Origin of the sequence: Mycolicibacterium neworleansense, assembly GCF_001245615.1 — a bacterium.
Lineage (GTDB): Bacteria > Actinomycetota > Actinomycetes > Mycobacteriales > Mycobacteriaceae > Mycobacterium > Mycobacterium neworleansense.
Map to the genome: position 1 here is coordinate 2941759 of NZ_CWKH01000001.1, position 15070 is coordinate 2956828.

General features: G+C 66.4%; 9 protein-coding genes. 2 read left to right on the plus strand and 7 right to left on the minus strand.

Going from position 1 to position 15070, the window contains the following annotated elements:
- Window positions 1-27: 27 nt before the first annotated feature.
- The 5 genes from BN2156_RS14065 to gabT all read right to left on the minus strand — a co-directional run bounded on the left by BN2156_RS14065 (window position 28) and on the right by gabT (window position 8475).
- Entirely contained in the window at window positions 28-2328 is a 2301-nt protein-coding gene (locus BN2156_RS14065; protein WP_090514772.1) for a beta strand repeat-containing protein, read from the minus strand.
- A 927-nt stretch (window positions 2329-3255) separates the two neighbouring features.
- Window positions 3256-4383: a CaiB/BaiF CoA transferase family protein gene (locus BN2156_RS14070; RefSeq protein ID WP_090514773.1), complete on the minus strand. Its 1128-nt coding sequence runs from the start codon at window positions 4381-4383 to the stop codon at window positions 3256-3258.
- Window positions 4380-5846 (minus strand): aldehyde dehydrogenase family protein, encoded by a 1467-nt coding sequence (locus BN2156_RS14075; RefSeq protein WP_090515914.1) that lies wholly within the window; start codon window positions 5844-5846, stop codon window positions 4380-4382. Before BN2156_RS14075 ends, BN2156_RS14070 begins: the two co-directional genes overlap by 4 nt.
- A 34-nt stretch (window positions 5847-5880) precedes the next feature.
- A complete protein-coding gene (locus BN2156_RS14080) occupies window positions 5881-7083 on the minus strand; it encodes an acyl-CoA dehydrogenase family protein (protein ID WP_090514776.1) in 1203 nt (400 codons plus the stop codon).
- Window positions 7084-7122: 39 nt separating this feature from the next.
- Window positions 7123-8475 (minus strand): 4-aminobutyrate--2-oxoglutarate transaminase, encoded by a 1353-nt coding sequence (gene gabT, locus BN2156_RS14085; protein WP_090515916.1) that lies wholly within the window; start codon window positions 8473-8475, stop codon window positions 7123-7125.
- A gap of 184 nt (window positions 8476-8659) precedes the next feature.
- On the opposite strand from gabT, the gene BN2156_RS14090 reads away from it, so the two are divergent.
- Window positions 8660-11800, plus strand: coding sequence for an NAD-glutamate dehydrogenase domain-containing protein (locus BN2156_RS14090; protein ID WP_159402837.1), 3141 nt, complete (start codon window positions 8660-8662; stop codon window positions 11798-11800).
- A 26-nt stretch (window positions 11801-11826) separates the two neighbouring features.
- Here the strand turns inward: BN2156_RS14090 and BN2156_RS14095 are convergent, their stop codons facing one another.
- Together BN2156_RS14095 and BN2156_RS14100 are read right to left on the minus strand one after the other, a co-directional pair.
- Complete coding sequence (locus BN2156_RS14095) at window positions 11827-12663, minus strand: cache domain-containing protein (protein WP_090514781.1); 837 nt, start codon at window positions 12661-12663, stop codon at window positions 11827-11829.
- Window positions 12660-13412: a FadR/GntR family transcriptional regulator gene (locus BN2156_RS14100; protein WP_210436606.1), complete on the minus strand. Its 753-nt coding sequence runs from the start codon at window positions 13410-13412 to the stop codon at window positions 12660-12662. The genes BN2156_RS14095 and BN2156_RS14100 overlap by 4 nt, the downstream gene beginning before the upstream one ends.
- 142 nt (window positions 13413-13554) lie before the next feature.
- Here BN2156_RS14100 and BN2156_RS14105 point away from each other — a divergent pair, with 142 nt between their 5' ends.
- A complete protein-coding gene (locus tag BN2156_RS14105; protein WP_090514783.1) occupies window positions 13555-15066 on the plus strand; it encodes an APC family permease in 1512 nt (503 codons plus the stop codon).
- Window positions 15067-15070: the final 4 nt, after the last annotated feature.

The window sequence follows — 15070 nt, forward strand, 5'->3', positions numbered from 1 at the left end:
TCAGAAGGATCTACCCGGTACGTCTACCTATTCGGAGCCGCCGCCGGAACCGCCGTTGTCGGAGCCGTTGTGCTGCTGGCGCTGCGTCTTCCTTTCCTGCTTGTCGGCCTGCCGCTGGGTCTTGCGCTCGGCGGCCTGGGCCTTGCGCTCTGCAGTGCGCTCGGCCCGGGTGGACTCCTGGTTGTCCGCCCGGTCGGCCTTCTGCTCCGCACGGGTGGCCTTGCGGTCGTGGCTCTGCTGGTCGCGGAGTTGCTTGCGCTCATCCCGCTTGGTGGGTGCGGGCGCGGAGTCGTCGCCGTCGGTGGCACTGCCTGCGCCGGTGCCGCCGGACGAGCCGGTGCCTTCGCTGCCGGTGCCGGCCGAACCGCTGCCCGTGCCGCTGTCGGTGCCGCCGGTCGACGCATTGTCCGTACCGGTGCCGGTACCGGATTCCGATCCACTCGGCCCGGTGGTGTCGCTGCCGGTACCAGCCTTGGCGTCGGTGGCGTCCGTACCGGGCGCAGAGCCCGCCGACGTTCCATCAGCTCCCGTGGCAGAACCGTTCCCGGTCCCGGCTGTGGTTTCCGTCTTGCTGTCGGAGACCGGCTTCACGCTGGTATCGACGGCACCCGAGGAAACTTCGGCCTTGGGCAGCGAAACGTTGACCAGTGCCTTGGTCTGCGGAAGTGCCGCCGGCCCAACGGTTTCTGGCGCTTCGGGCTGCGGCACCTGGAAGCCGATGGCGGCCAGGAATCCGGCGGTGAGCGCGGTCGCGGCGGTTTGGCCAGTCTGCGCCAGCGAGGAGGAGATATCCGAGAACGCCACGGCCCCAATGTCGGCCACGTCGGCCAGTCCGGCCAGGCTGGCATTCAGCGCCGCCAGCCCACCGAGGGTGAGGTTGCCGACCGCATCGCGGACGGTGCCCGGGCTGACCAACGATGCAGCTGTCGCGGTGGCCTGCTCCACCGGCGGTTGGAAGCCGATGGCGGCCAGGAATCCGGCGGTGAGCGCGGTCGCGGCGGTTTGCCCGGTCTGCGCCAGCGAAGCGGAGATATCCGAGAACGCCACGGCCCCAATGTCGGCCACATCGGCCAGTCCGGCCAGACTGGCGTTGAACGCCGCCAGCCCACCGAGGGTGAGGTTGCCGACCGCATCGCGAATGGTGCCCGGGCTGACCATTGCCGCGGTCGCCAGCGTGCTGGTCTGCTCCTCCGTCGGCACCTGGAAGCCGATGGCGGCCAGGAATCCGGCGGTGAGCGCGGTCGCGGCGGTTTGCCCGGTCAGCGCCAGCGAGGCGGCGATGTCCGAGAACGCCACCGCGCCAATGTCAGCCACATCGGCCAGCCCACCCAGGCCAGCGTTGAAGGCACCGAGGAAGCCGAGCGTCAGGTTGCCGACGGCATCACGGATACCGCCGGAGCTGACCATTGCCGCGGCTGCCGTCGCCGGTGCCGTCGAGTCCGGAACCTGGAAGCCGATGGCGGCCAGGAACCCACTCGTCAGCGCCGTCGCAGCGGTCTGACCGGTGACGGCCAGAGACGTCACGATGTCGGAGAACGCCACGGCACCGATGTCGGCCGCGTCGGCCAGTCCGCCGAGGGTGGCATTGACCGCGGTCAGGAAGCCCAGGGTCAGGTTGCCCACAGCATCACGAAGATCGTTGGTGCTGACCATCGTTCGTGCCGCAGACGCGGTGACTGCGCCGCCCTCGGCCGGCATCTCGAACCCGATGGCGGCGAGGAACCCTGCGGTCAGCGCGGTCGCGACGGTCTGACCGGTCAACGCCAGCGAGGCGGCGATATCCGAGAACGCCACGGCACCGATGTCGGCGACATCGGCCAGCCCACCCAGGCCAGCGTTGACCGCCGTCAGGAAGCCCAGAGTCAGGTTCCCGATCGCGTCACGGATGTCGGCCGTGCTGACCAAGGTGGTCGCCGCAGCTGCCGAGGCATTGTCACCGGCCGGAATCTCGAAACCGATCGCGGCAAGGAACCCCGCCACCAGAGCGGTATTCATGGTCTGCCCCGTCAGCGCCATCGACGATGCGATGTCCGAGAACGCCGTCGCGCCAATGCCCGCGGCATCAGCCGCACCCGCCAGGGCGATGTTGAATGCCCCGAGCCCACCGAGAGTGAGGTTTCCGAGAGCATCACGGATGGCAGCCGCGCTCGGCAGCCCCAGCAGCGCCGAGCTCAGCGCCGTCGGCGTGTAATCGGAAAATACGGCCGACAGATCGCTTGCCCTGACCGTGATGTCCGGCGGCGTGGGAGCGATCGGAGCGGCAATCAACGCTGTTGCCCCGACCGCCGCGATTCCGGCGGTGACATATGACCGTGCAGCAACTTCCATGGCTTCCCCTTTGGGAGGTGTGAATCTTGGACGAGCAAACCGTACCTGAGAGCCAGATAAGTAACCAGCCGAATTCGTAGAAGTTGTTTTTTCAATTTCCGCCATCTCACCTGCGTGTTTGCTCTCACGCTGTAGCGGTGCGGGCCCGATCGTTCCGTTCCGGCATATTTAGGCAAACAATTATTGAAACGTTCCCGGGTATTGACGATGAGCCGGCACGGCCGCCCTTTCCTTCGGGTATTGGAATAGCTGAGCTCGCGGCTGGAGACAGATGATCGACGCCAGGTGGCCGGGGTGCCTTGGGTGACGCTTTGCGCGAATTCCGTGCGCCTGCCTTACCGGGAGGGTTGCCCTCGGCGCGCCGGTCGGTGCGCCGACAATTCAGCAATCCGCGCCCGAACCTCTGGCCGGGCCGCGCGGGGATAACTGTACTCGCTGGTAGGAAGGCTTTATTTCTTCGAAGCAACGCCGGCATCACGGCGAGAACACCGGAGTGTTGCGGTCGTGTCGGGCCACTTTCGACCCGGCCGGGTCGGGCTGGGCGGTCGGTTGCGATGCCGCGAACAGCGGCCTGACGGGACTACCGGCTCGCGTGTTGCCGCCAGTACCGATGCGTGTGCAGCCACAACCGTTGATTGGTTTCAGGTGCTCGCCGCGCCAGCTGCGGCCGGACGCTACCCGCGCATCGAACCGTTAACGATTATTCGAGGGTGGCCTGGGCGGACTACCGCGACGAGCACGCGCTTCAGAAAGCTTGCTATTGACGTCGGACTCCGCTGTACAGACCGTTAATTTCGCCCTTTGCTTTTCGACCTCGGCCGCGGCGTCCCGGCCGTTCACCATCCGGTCAGCAAATGTTATGGAAGACGGATTCGGCTAACCTTTCCGAGCCGACTGCTCACGCCCTGAACCAACCGGGCAATGACGTCAGGGCGCTCGTAAGGTGGTGCCCTGTCCCAGTCGGGGCGGTGCACTGCGGTATTGCACGGGTGTGGCAGACAGCGACACGGGATTGGCGACCTGAGGGGTGCTGCTCCCGGGCACCGGGACGGTCACGGTCAGTCCCAGCTTCTCGGCGAACGTGAACGCCTCGGCCATGTCGTTGATGGGCCCGGCGGGCACCCCAACCGCAGCGAGCACGCCATACCAATGGTCGGCGCCATGCTTGCTGAATTCGGCCTCCAACAGAGCACACAGCTCCTCGCGGTGACGCACCCGCAGCGCGTTCGAGGTGAAGCGGTCGTCGTCGGCGAGTCCGTCGAGTCCGAGGGCGGTGACCAACAGCCGGAACTGCTTGTCATTGCCGACGGCCAGCGCGATGGGCCGATCCGCGGTGTGGAAGGTCTGGTAGGGCGCGATGCTGGGGTGGCGATTTCCCATGATCGCCGGGATGCTGCCGGCGCCCAGGAATCCCGACGCCTGGTTGACCATGGAGGACAACAGCACTGACAGCAGGTTGGTGTCGACGCGTTGGCCCTGCCCGGTGCGGTCGCGGTGGGCCAGTGCCACCAAGATGCCGGCGATGGCGTGCATGCCGGTGAGCACGTCGACCAACGCGACCCCGACCTTCGTGGGATCGCCGGGTTGCGTGCCGGTGATGCTCATCAGCCCACCGACGGCTTGAACCAGCAGGTCGTAGCCGGGCAGGTCGGCACCGCCGTCGTGTCCGAATCCCGTGATGGCGCAGTAGATCAAGTCTGGTTTGACCTCGCGCAGCGCGTCGTAGCCGAGACCGAGTTTGTCCATGGTGCCGGGCCGGAAGTTCTCGACGACGATGTCGGCGCGGCTGACCAACTCGCGGGCACGGGCGACGTCGTCGGGATCGGTGAGATCGAGCACCACAGAACGCTTGTTGCGGTTGACGGAATTGAAGTAGGTGGCGACGCCGTCGGCGTCATAGGGCGGTCCCCACTCGCGGGTGTCGTCCCCGACGCCGGGCCGTTCGATCTTGATGATGTCCGCGCCGAAGTCGCCCAGCAGCATGGTGGCATACGGGCCGGCGAGTACACGACTGAAGTCCACGACGGTGATTCCGTCGAGCGCACCGGCGATCATGAGCGCGGCGCTCCGCCGCGCAGGTACACCGTGGTGGTGTGGGTGAAAAATTCCCGGGCGGCCGAGCCCTGTTCCTTGGGGCCAAGACCACTCTTCTTCGCGCCACCGAACGGCACATGCGGATCGGCCCCGGCCGATTCGGAGTTGACATGCAATACCCCGACATCGACGTGTTCGACCGCCTGCAGCGCCCGGGTCAGGTCCTGGGTGAAAAGCGCTGCCGAGAGGCCGAATTCGCTGTCGTTGGCGAGTGTGAACGCTTCCTCGGCGTCGGCGGCGCGGCGCACCGCGAGCACCGGGCCGAACAGCTCGTCAGTCCACAGGTCGGCGCGCTGGTCACCGAGTTCGATAACGGTCGGCGCGATGAAGTAACCGGCCGCGCGGCCTTCGTCGGTATACGGCTGCCCGCCGGCCAGCACTGTGGCTCCTTGGGTCCGGGCGGTGTCGATGCCGGTCGTGATCGTCTTGTAGGCCGACTCGCTGACGACCGGTCCCATCTGCGTGGCCTCATCCACCGGATCGCCCACCACGAGTGCCCCGGCCCGTTCAGCCAGGGCATCCAGGAAGCGGTCGGCGATTTTCTCGGTCAGGATCAATCGCGATGTGGCCGTACACTTTTGACCGGTCGAGCGGAAGGCACCCAGCATCACCTGCTCGACCGCCAGATCCAGGTCCGCGTCGTCGAGCACGACGGCGGCGTTCTTGCCGCCCATCTCGGCTTGCGCCGGAACCCCGCGGGCGGCTGCCATGCTCGCGATACGCCGCCCGATGCCGGTCGACCCGGTGAAAGTGACGGCATCGACGTCGGGATGGTTGACGATCCCGTCACCGATGGCCGAGCCGCCGATCAGCAAGTTGAGCACACCCGCCGGCAGGCCTGCGGTGTCGAGGGCGCGCGCCAGGTGCATCGCGAGCAGCGGCACCGTACTGGCGGGCTTCCACACCACCGCGTTGCCGTAGATCAGGGCCGGTGCGATCTTCCACGCCGGGATGGCGATGGGAAAGTTGAACGGGGTGATGACCCCGACGACGCCAATTGGCTTGCGGGTGACCAGGATTTGCTCACCGGCACGCGGTGAGGCATAGATCTCGCCGGCCTGCCGGTCCCCCTCGTTGCCGTAGTAGCGGAGGATCTGGGCGGCACGACGCACTTCACCGACGCCTTCGGCCAGCGTCTTGCCCTCTTCGACCGACAGGTCGCGGCCCCACTCGGCGGCGTTGCCGTCGAGGATCTCGGCGGCGGCCAGCAGCACGCCACCGCGCGCGGCCATCGGGGTGGCCGCCCACGCGCGAACCGAGTCGCCGGCCGCTGCCACCGCCGTTGCGAGATGGTCCGCGCTCGCGGCACCACCCTCGGCGACGACGGACTGGGGCCGCGAAGGATCGATACTGCGAACTCCGTCACCCTCACCGGAAATCCATTGCCCGGCGATGAGGTGCTGCAGCCGGGCGGGTGTGTGCATCGTCATCCGATTGCTCCAATCAGGTTGCAACGGCTCAGCGGAAGGCGGCCTGGCCGGTGAGGGCTTTGCCGATGGACAGCAGGTGCATTTCGGAGGTGCCTTCGTAGGTGAGCACGGATTCGAGGTTGTTGGCGTGGCGCAGCGGTGAGTATTCGAGGGTGATGCCGCTGCCACCGAGCAGGGTGCGGCATTCGCGGGCAATGGCCAGCGCTTCGCGCACGTTGTTGAGCTTGCCCAGGCTGATCTGCTCGGGCCGCGCCCCCTCGGCGTCCTTGATCCGACCCAGGTGGATGGCCAGCAGCATGCCCTTGCCCAGCTCAACGGTCATGTTGGCCAGCTTCTCCTGGGTGAGCTGGTAGCTCGACAAGGGCTTGTCGAACACCTCACGCGAGCCCGCGTAGTCGATCGCGGTTTCCAAGCTGTCCCGGGCCGCACCAAGAGCCCCGAACACGATGCCGAACCGAGCCTCGTTCAAGCATGACAGCGGCGCGGACAATCCCTGAGCCAGCGGCAGCTGCGCCGAGGCGGGCAGCCGCACATTGTCGAGCACCAGCTCGGAGGTCACCGACGCGCGCAGCGACAGCTTGCGGTGAATCTCGTTGGCGGTGAACCCCGGAGTATCGGTCGGCACCAGGAAGCCCCGGATGCCGTCGTCGGTCTGGGCCCACACCGTGGCCACATCGGCCAGGTTGCCGTTGGTGATCCACATCTTGGTGCCGTTGAGCACCCAGTCGGCACCATCGCGGCGGGCGCGGGTGCGCATGCCGGCCGGGTTGGACCCGAAGTCCGGCTCGGTCAACCCGAAACAGCCGATCGCCTCACCGGTGGCCAGCTTGGGCAGCCATTCGTTTTTCTGGTCCTCGGACCCGTAGCGGTAGATCGAGAACATCGACAGCGAGCCCTGCACCGAGACGAAACTGCGGAAACCGCTGTCGCCGGCTTCCAACTCCATACAGGCCAGCCCGTAGCTCACCGCGTTGGTGCCCGCGCAGCCATAGCCCTGCAGGTGCATGCCCAGCACGCCCAGGCCGCCGAACTCTTTGGCCAACTCCCGAGGCAGGGTGGCCGATTCGAACCACCCCTCGACATTCGGCCGCAGCCGGGCATCGACGAACTGCCGCACTGTCGCGGCGATATCGCGCTCATCCTGATCAAGCAAGCGATCGGTATCGAACAACTCCAACGGCCGGTAAGAGGACTTCTTGGCAACCGGTACGGCGGGGGCGGTCAGCGTCATGGGGTAACTCCTAGGCGAGATTCGGTGGATGAAGATGAATCAGAGGGCGGCAAAGGCGTCGCGTACGACCGCCAACGCCTCGATGAGCAGGTCGTCTGAGATCGACAGCGGCGGCAGGAACCGCAACACATTGCCGAAGGTTCCGGCGGTCAGTGTCAGCACGCCGTTGTCCAGGCAGTGGCGGCTGACGGCGGCCACGGCGTCGCGGTCGGGGGTACGAGTGCCGGGAACGACGAGCTCGGCGGCGATCATGGCGCCACGGCCCCGGATATCGCCGAGAACGTCTGTCGTGCTGGCGATCTCGCGAAGTTCGCGCACCAGAATGTCGCCGATGACTTGCGCACGGTCGAGCAATCGATGCTGCTCGATCTCGTCGAAGACACCGAGGGCGGCGGCACAGGCCACCGGGTTGCCGCTGTATGTGCCTCCGATCCCGCCGGGATGCGCGGCATCCATGATGTCGGCGCGTCCGGTGACCGCCGCCAGTGGCATTCCTCCGGCCAGGCCCTTGGCGGTGACGATCATGTCGGGCACCAAACCGTCATGCTCACTGGCGAACCATGTTCCGGTGCGGGCGATGCCGGCCTGCACCTCGTCGGCGACCAGCAGGATGCCGCGGTCGCGGCAGAAGTCGGCCACCGCGGGCAGGAATCCCTCGGCGGGAACGATGAATCCGCCTTCACCCTGGATGGGTTCGACGACGACGCAGGCCACCGCGTCGGCGCCGATCTGGGCGTCGATCAGTTGGGCGAACTGGCTGAACGCTTCGGCGGCGCAGTTTTCCGGACCGGACGGCCAGCGGTACGGATAGGCCATCGGCGCGCGATACACCTCGGGAGCGAACGGCCCGAAGCTGTGCTTGTAGGGCTGGTTCTTGGCGGTCATGGTCATCGTCAGCAGCGAACGGCCGTGGAAGGCGTGGTCGAAGACCACGACGGCGGGCCGCTTGGTGGCGGCGCGGGCATACTTGACGGCGTTCTCGACGGCTTCGCTGCCGGTGTTGAACAGTGCGGTGCGCTTCTCGAATGCTCCGGGGGCGAGTTGGTTGAGCCTTTCGGCCACCTCGATATAGGGCTCGTAGGGGGTGGCCAGGAAACAGGTGTGGGTGTAGCGGGCCAGCTGATCGGTGGCGCGCGCGACGACGGCCGGCGCGGCGTTGCCCACGGTGGTGACGGCGATGCCACTGCCCATGTCGATGAACGAGTTGCCGTCGACGTCGACGATCACCCCGCCGCCGGCACCGGCCGCGTAGATCGGCGCGCTGCTGGACAGGCCCGCGGGCAGGGCGCCGGCACGGCGCGCAGCCAGTTCGCGCGACCGGGGCCCGGGCACCTCGGTAACCAGTCGGCGTTCCTGGCGCAGTTCCGGCCCGCCGATCACCGTGTCGAGCATCGTCATCTCGCTCGTTCCTTCCGTCGATGTGACGTCAGCCTATGAATCACCAGGCTATGGCGCCCATCGCCGAGTTGGACAATTTCATTCAGATAGTTGTCCATAGTGGAGATTCCGGACCGCAGCCGAAGTCTTCGACACTGTGGGCCTCGAACAGCAGGAAATGCCGAATGGAGAGACTGTGATGAGCTGTGACGTCGCCACCGCCGGGCGGCTGGATGCCGACGCGATCGCCGATGCGCTCAACCGGATGCAGTCGACGGACGAGCCGCCGCTCGAGCAGATGCTCTTCGTCGGCCCCGGCGCGCCACAGACCCACCGCGCGGTGGTCGCCTGGGCCGACCCGGCACCGTTGCTGACCGAGGCCTGCGCCCTGTTCGACCATTTCGGCCTCCAGGTGGCCAACCAGTATCCAGTCACAGTCCCCGGTCATCCATTGACCGTGTCGGCATTCGATTTCGTTGCCCCGGACAAGTGGCGTGCCGGCAGCGAGAACAAGGTTGCCGACGCGTTCGCTGCGCGCAGCGCCCATGGTTTCCGGATCGATGACCATGCGCGCCTGATCATCTCGGCGGGCATCACGTGGCGCGACGTCGTCCTGGTGCGGTCGGCCGGCCGCTTCATGCGCCAAGCGGGGTTGGCCATGTCGGAGGCCTACGTCCTCGACACCTTGACGGACCATACAGACTTCGTTGCCACCCTGGTCGACCTGTTCGCGGCACGGTTCGACCCGCAGTTGTGCGATCGGGAATCACGGGTGGCCGACGCGCAAAGCCGATTGGAGAGCCTGATCGAGGCAACCACGTCCGTCGATGAGGACCGGATATTGCGGGCATTCACCTCATTCATGTCGGCGACGTTGCGCACCAACTGGTTTCAGCGTGGTTCCGACGGCCGGCCCAAACGTCACGCCTCGTTTCTCATCGACTCCTCGATGCTCCACCCGCGCGGACCGATCGTCCCGTTCCGGGAGATCTTCGTCGACAGTGAGGACGTCGAGGGAATCCACGCCCGCAGCGGACCGGTCGCGCGTGGCGGGCTTCGATTCTCTGACCGACCTGAGGACTACCGCACCGAAGTCCTCGGGCTGATGAAGACCCAGACCGTCAAGAACTCACCGATCGTACCGGTCGGCGCCAAGGGCGCATTCGTGCGAAAGGACCCGATGGTCAGTGCCGAACAGTGCTACCGCACCTTCGTCGCCGGCCTGCTCGACCTCACCGACAACCTCCTCGACGATCGTGTCTGCCCGCCCGAACACACCGTGACCTACGGCGGAAATGACACCTACCTGGTGGTGGCGGCCGACAAGGGCACTGCCCGATTCTCCGATGTCGCCAACGAGCTGGCGGTGGACCGCGGATTCTGGTTGGGAGATGCGTTCGCCTCCGGTGGGTCAGCGGGATACGACCACAAGAAGATGGGCATCACCGCCCGCGGGGCATGGGTGTCGGTCCGCGCACACTTCGCCGACCTCGGCCGCGATGCCGACGCCGAACCCATCACCGTCGTGGGTATCGGCGACATGTCCGGCGACGTCTTCGGCAACGGAATGCTGTTGTCGCCCAATCTCAAACTGCTGGCGGCCTTCGACCACCGCCACATCTTCGTCGACCCGGATCCCGACCCACGGGCCGGCTACGCCGAGCGAACCCGATTGGCCGCCATGCCGGCCAGCAGCTGGGACGACTACGACCGGACCGAGCTGTCTCCCGGGGGCGGGGTCTGGTCGCGCAATGCCAAGCGAATCGGCCTGCCGGTCGCGGCTCGCGAGGCACTGGGCATCACCGCAGAAACCGTCACCCCCAACGACGTCATCCGTGCCATCCTCACCGCCGACGCGGATCTGCTGTGGAACGGCGGCATCGGCACCTATGTGAAGTCCGCACGCGAAAACAACACCGACGCAGCCGATCCGGCCAACGACGCCATCCGCGTCAACGCAGACCAGCTGCGCGTGACCGTCATCGGCGAGGGTGGGAACCTCGGGCTGACGCAACGTGCCCGCGTCGAATACGCTCTGGCCGGCGGCCGGATCAACGCCGACTTCATCGACAATGCCGCGGGAGTGGCCTCATCCGACCGCGAGGTCAACCTCAAGATAGCCCTGCAATCGGCCCTACTCGCGCAGCGCGTCAGCGCTGCCGGACGCGACGAGATGTTGGCCGGCTGCCAGGCCGAGGTCGCCGCCGCGGTACTGCGCGGCTGCGAGAACCAGGTTCGGGCCATCAGTCTGGCCGAGGCGCAGGCAGCTCAGCTGCTCAACCGCCACGAACGACTGATCGATAATCTAGAGCAGGTCTCCGGCATCAGCCGCACTGCCGAAATGCTGCCCAGCAGAGTAGAACTCGTCTCGCGTACTCGCGCCGGCCGCGGGTTGACGCGTCCGGAGATCGCGGTGCTGCTGGCGCATTCCAAAAACGTCGTGCGCGACGAGCTGCTGGATTCCGCGGTGCCCGACGATCCGATCTTCTCTACCACGTTGCGCGACTACTTCCCCACGTCATTCCGCATCCACCTCGATGCCGACATCTCTTGTCATCGACTTGCCCGGGAGATCATCGCCACCCAGATCGCCGACGACCTGATCAACCACGTCGGTCCGGGCCTGATCTATCAACTCGACGAGCGCCTGGGCGTACCCACACCGATGGTTGCCGCGGCCTACACCGTGGTGCGCCATCTCTTCGGGATCGATGAAATGTGGCGCGAGGCACTCGAGCAGACCGCAGGCGGCCCGGCCCAGCGCAACGTTGCGCTGCACTCGGTACAGCACTTCATCGAACACACCGCGGGGCGCTTGTTGCTACGCCACGGCGGCAACCTCGACATCGGCACCACCATCGCGGCCTACCGGCGACACGTCGATACCCTGCACCACCACCGCCGTGACTTCGGCGACCGTTGGCCCCGGCTGCGCCCGGACTCATTGGACCTCAGTCGCACGGCGACCAGAATGGGCGTCGACATCACCGCCGTGGCGCACGTGTTCCTTGCGATCGACGACCAACTCGACCTGGACTGGATCGAATGCGGACTGCGGGCACACATCACGCCGACCTGGTGGGATGCCATGGGCACCAGCGCTATCCGCGATCAACTGGCCGACACCCGCCATCAGCTGACGGCTGCGGTGCTGAGTCTGGCCGCCGACCCGGAGGAAGCACGGCGCCTGTGGCGGGACGGCGCAGCGACGGCGCTGGCGAGGTTCAGCCGGATGCGCGCCGAACTGGGCCGCGACAACGTCGTCGATGTGGCCCGCGGGGCCAGTGTTCTGGCCGAACTCGCGCTACTCCTTCGCCACACCCACGGCCTGGCCCGCTGAGCCGGCGCAACCGGTCAGCCGGCCACTCACAAAGTGCCGCTCAGCGACACCAACGCCCATGGTGTCGCTGAAACCGGCAGAGCTGTAGGCGAACTCGGGTCCTCAAGTTTGGACCCTGCGACATGCTCAGCGTCGTTGGCGACGATCACCCGACCCTCGGAGTTGGTGAGCGCCACGGGCGTGCGATGCGCGGCGAACGTCGGCAACAGTGCGGCGTCCAGTCGGGCCACCGGTACATCGGCGCCTGCCACGCCGATGAATTCCCCACGCCCGGAGGTCACCGGCACGGCGAACGTACACACGTACAGATCGACGCCGGTGTAGTCCAGGTAGGGCCCGTACACCCACCGGGTGCCGCGATCGCGGGGCACGGAATACCACTCCATCGTGGAGTAGTCGTAGAAGTACTCGCTGCCCGGATTGAGATCCAGTTCGAGTCGTTGTGCCTCCCCACCGGTTTTGGGGTTTGGCTGCCACCACTCGAGGTACCGAGGAACGTCGGCCAACGCGCTGTCCGCGACGACGAATCCGACCCCGTTCACCAAATGTGCTTGCCGATGCAATTCAGCGATCACCGGGTCGCGGAGTGCCGCGAGGTCGGTCGAGGTCGGCCTGGCACCCGAGTCTTCGACGCGGTCCCACAGTGCACGGGTCGTGACTGCGACCGTGCTCAGCGAGGCGAAGATGTCCTCGACGAGTGAGGTCACTGCCGCGGACACCAACTCGAGCGCCGCATCGCCGTTCTCGGCGCGAAACGACCGGTCCGTTCCGTTCGCCATCATCTCGAATGCCCTTCCGTCTGTATCGGCGTCAGCCTCGGCACCGGCGCCCGGCAGGATGCCGGATCGATCTTGCGGACTCATGCTCTGGCGAGCTCCATCCGCAGGCCGATGAGCCGTCGGATGGTCAGCGCGCCGTACTCCTCTGCCAATGATCGCGCGGCAGACTCATCCCCGGCCTCGATCGCGTCGACAAGACGGTGATGGGTGGCCGCCTCAACCGCGGGGTCCAACCCCAGCCGCGGCAACCAGACCATCGCTGCCAGCTCAGCCTGAATGTTCACCTCCGCGCGGGTGAGGCGAGCGGACTGCGAACACACCGCGATCTCGATCTGGAAGCGACTGTCGGCACGACGGCTGGCGATCGCGTCCTGGCTGTTCGCCAGACGATCGGCCAGCGTCCGAAGCCGGGCGATATCGGCTGACACGGCTCGGCGGGTCGCCAGCACGGCAGTCGCACCGGCGACCGCGAAGTGCTCGTCCCCCAGGTCACGCAAGCCCTCGACGGTCAGCTCCTGCAGCAGCGCGAGCGATCGCGTGTGCACGTCTTCAGCTGACGCACGGACGAAGCTTCCGCCGCCGCGACCTCGCTTCGTCACCACCAGCCCCTGCTCCCGCAAGATGGCCAGCGCTTCACGCAGGGTCACGGTCGATACGCCGAGTTGAGTGGCCAGATCGATCTCGCTCGGAAGTTGCTCCCCGTCAGAGATCACCCCGAGACCGATCGCGGCAGAGATCCGCGCCACCACGGCATCCGTGCGTGGGCCACTGCCCGCCAGCGGCGACAGCACGGCCCCTACCGCGGTCAGGCCGCGCAACTGTTCGACCGCCACTGTTCCCTCCTGCCAGGGCAATTTCGACGATGGTACGCGATAAGTCTTGAACTATGAACTATGGTCCTTTATGTTTTAATTCTATGGCTTGTCTCACAGCCCGCCCCTGAACATGGCCCCTGACACAGAAAGCCGGCCGCCTATGTCGAAATCTCCCGAGCCGCACGACGAGGACCACGCGCAACTCGCCGCGCTCGGCTTCCAGTCCGAGTTCAAACGAGACATGAGCCTGTGGGCCAATTTCTCGCTCGGCTTCACCTATCTCTCGCCGGTCGTCGGCATCTACACCGTCTTCGCGTTCGCACTCGCCGCGGCAGGGCCGCCAATGATCTGGAGCCTGCTGATCGCCGGCTTCGGGCAGATGCTGGTCGCGCTGGTGTTCAGCGAGGTCGTCGCGCAGTTCCCGGTGGCCGGCGGCGTGTACCCGTGGGCCCGCCGACTGTGGGGCCGCAAATGGGCGTGGATGACCGGGTGGGTGTACATGTTCGCACTGCTGGCCACCATCGCCGGCGTCGCCTACGGTGCCGGTCCGTTCGTGGCGACCGTCTTCGGCTTCACCTCAACGGTTTACACCACCGTCGTCTGCGCGCTGATCGTGCTGCTGCTGGCCACCGTCATCAACCTCACCGGCACCAAGATGCTGAGCTACTTCGCGATCTTCGGCTTCACCGCCGAACTCATCGGCGCGCTGATCGTCGGCGGGTGGCTGCTACTCACCCAACGTCACCATGGCCTGGGCGTGCTGTTCGACAGCTTCGGGGCGCAGGGCGAGCACAGCTTCCTCTACGCGTTTCTCGCGGCCAGCCTGATCGGCGTTTTCCAGTACTACGGATTCGAGGCCTGCGGTGACGTCGCCGAGGAAGTCCGCAACCCCGGAGTGCAGATCCCGAAGTCGATGCGACGGACGATCTACATCGGCGGCGCCGCAGCTACTTTCGTCTGCCTCAGCCTGGTTCTGTCGGTCGTCGACATCGGCGCGGTGATCCGCGGCGAGGACGTCGATCCGATCTCGACGGTGCTGGCCACGGCCTTCGGACCGGTCGGATCCAAGATCGTGCTCTGCATCGTGCTGATCTCGTTCGTGTCCTGCGCCCTGAGCCTGCAGGCCGCGGCCAGCCGGTTGCTCTACTCGTACGGCCGCGACGGCATGATCGTCGGCTCCAAGTTGTGGGCCCGGTTCGACAAGAAACGGCACGTGCCTCCGTACGCGCTGCTCGCCGCCGCGGTCATCCCCGCCGCCCTCATCATCGGATCGATCGTCTCCACCGACGCGCTGACCAAGCTCATCAGCTTCGGTTCGGTCGGCATCTACATCGCTTTCCAGATGGTCGTGTTCGCCGCCCTGCGGGCACGCATCAAAGGATGGAACCCGAGCGGGAAGTACCGCCTCGGCCGGTGGGGGATGGTGGTCAACGTTGGCGCCCTGGTCTATGGGGTCGCCGCGATCATCAACATCTGTTGGCCCCGGACGCCCGAGGCGCCCTGGTACGACAACTACATCGTGCTGCTGATGTCAGCCGTCGTCATCGGGCTTGGTCTGCTCTACATGGCCATCGTCCGCTCCCACTCCAACGGCACCACGCCGCACGCCGACGCGATCCCGACGGCCGCGACCGATACACCGGAGACATCCGTTGTGGCGCAGCCGGTTTAGCCGA

Coding starts and splice junctions, on each gene's coding strand:
- BN2156_RS14095 (WP_090514781.1), bottom strand. CDS start 12,663: ATGAGTCCGCAAGATCGATCCGGCATCCTGCCGGGCGCCGGTGCCGAG.
- BN2156_RS14090 (WP_159402837.1), top strand. CDS start 8,660: ATGAGCTGTGACGTCGCCACCGCCGGGCGGCTGGATGCCGACGCGATC.
- BN2156_RS14080 (WP_090514776.1), bottom strand. CDS start 7,083: ATGACGCTGACCGCCCCCGCCGTACCGGTTGCCAAGAAGTCCTCTTAC.
- BN2156_RS14105 (WP_090514783.1), top strand. CDS start 13,555: ATGTCGAAATCTCCCGAGCCGCACGACGAGGACCACGCGCAACTCGCC.
- gabT (WP_090515916.1), bottom strand. CDS start 8,475: ATGCTCGACACGGTGATCGGCGGGCCGGAACTGCGCCAGGAACGCCGA.
- BN2156_RS14065 (WP_090514772.1), bottom strand. CDS start 2,328: ATGGAAGTTGCTGCACGGTCATATGTCACCGCCGGAATCGCGGCGGTC.
- BN2156_RS14075 (WP_090515914.1), bottom strand. CDS start 5,846: ATGCACACACCCGCCCGGCTGCAGCACCTCATCGCCGGGCAATGGATT.
- BN2156_RS14070 (WP_090514773.1), bottom strand. CDS start 4,383: ATGATCGCCGGTGCGCTCGACGGAATCACCGTCGTGGACTTCAGTCGT.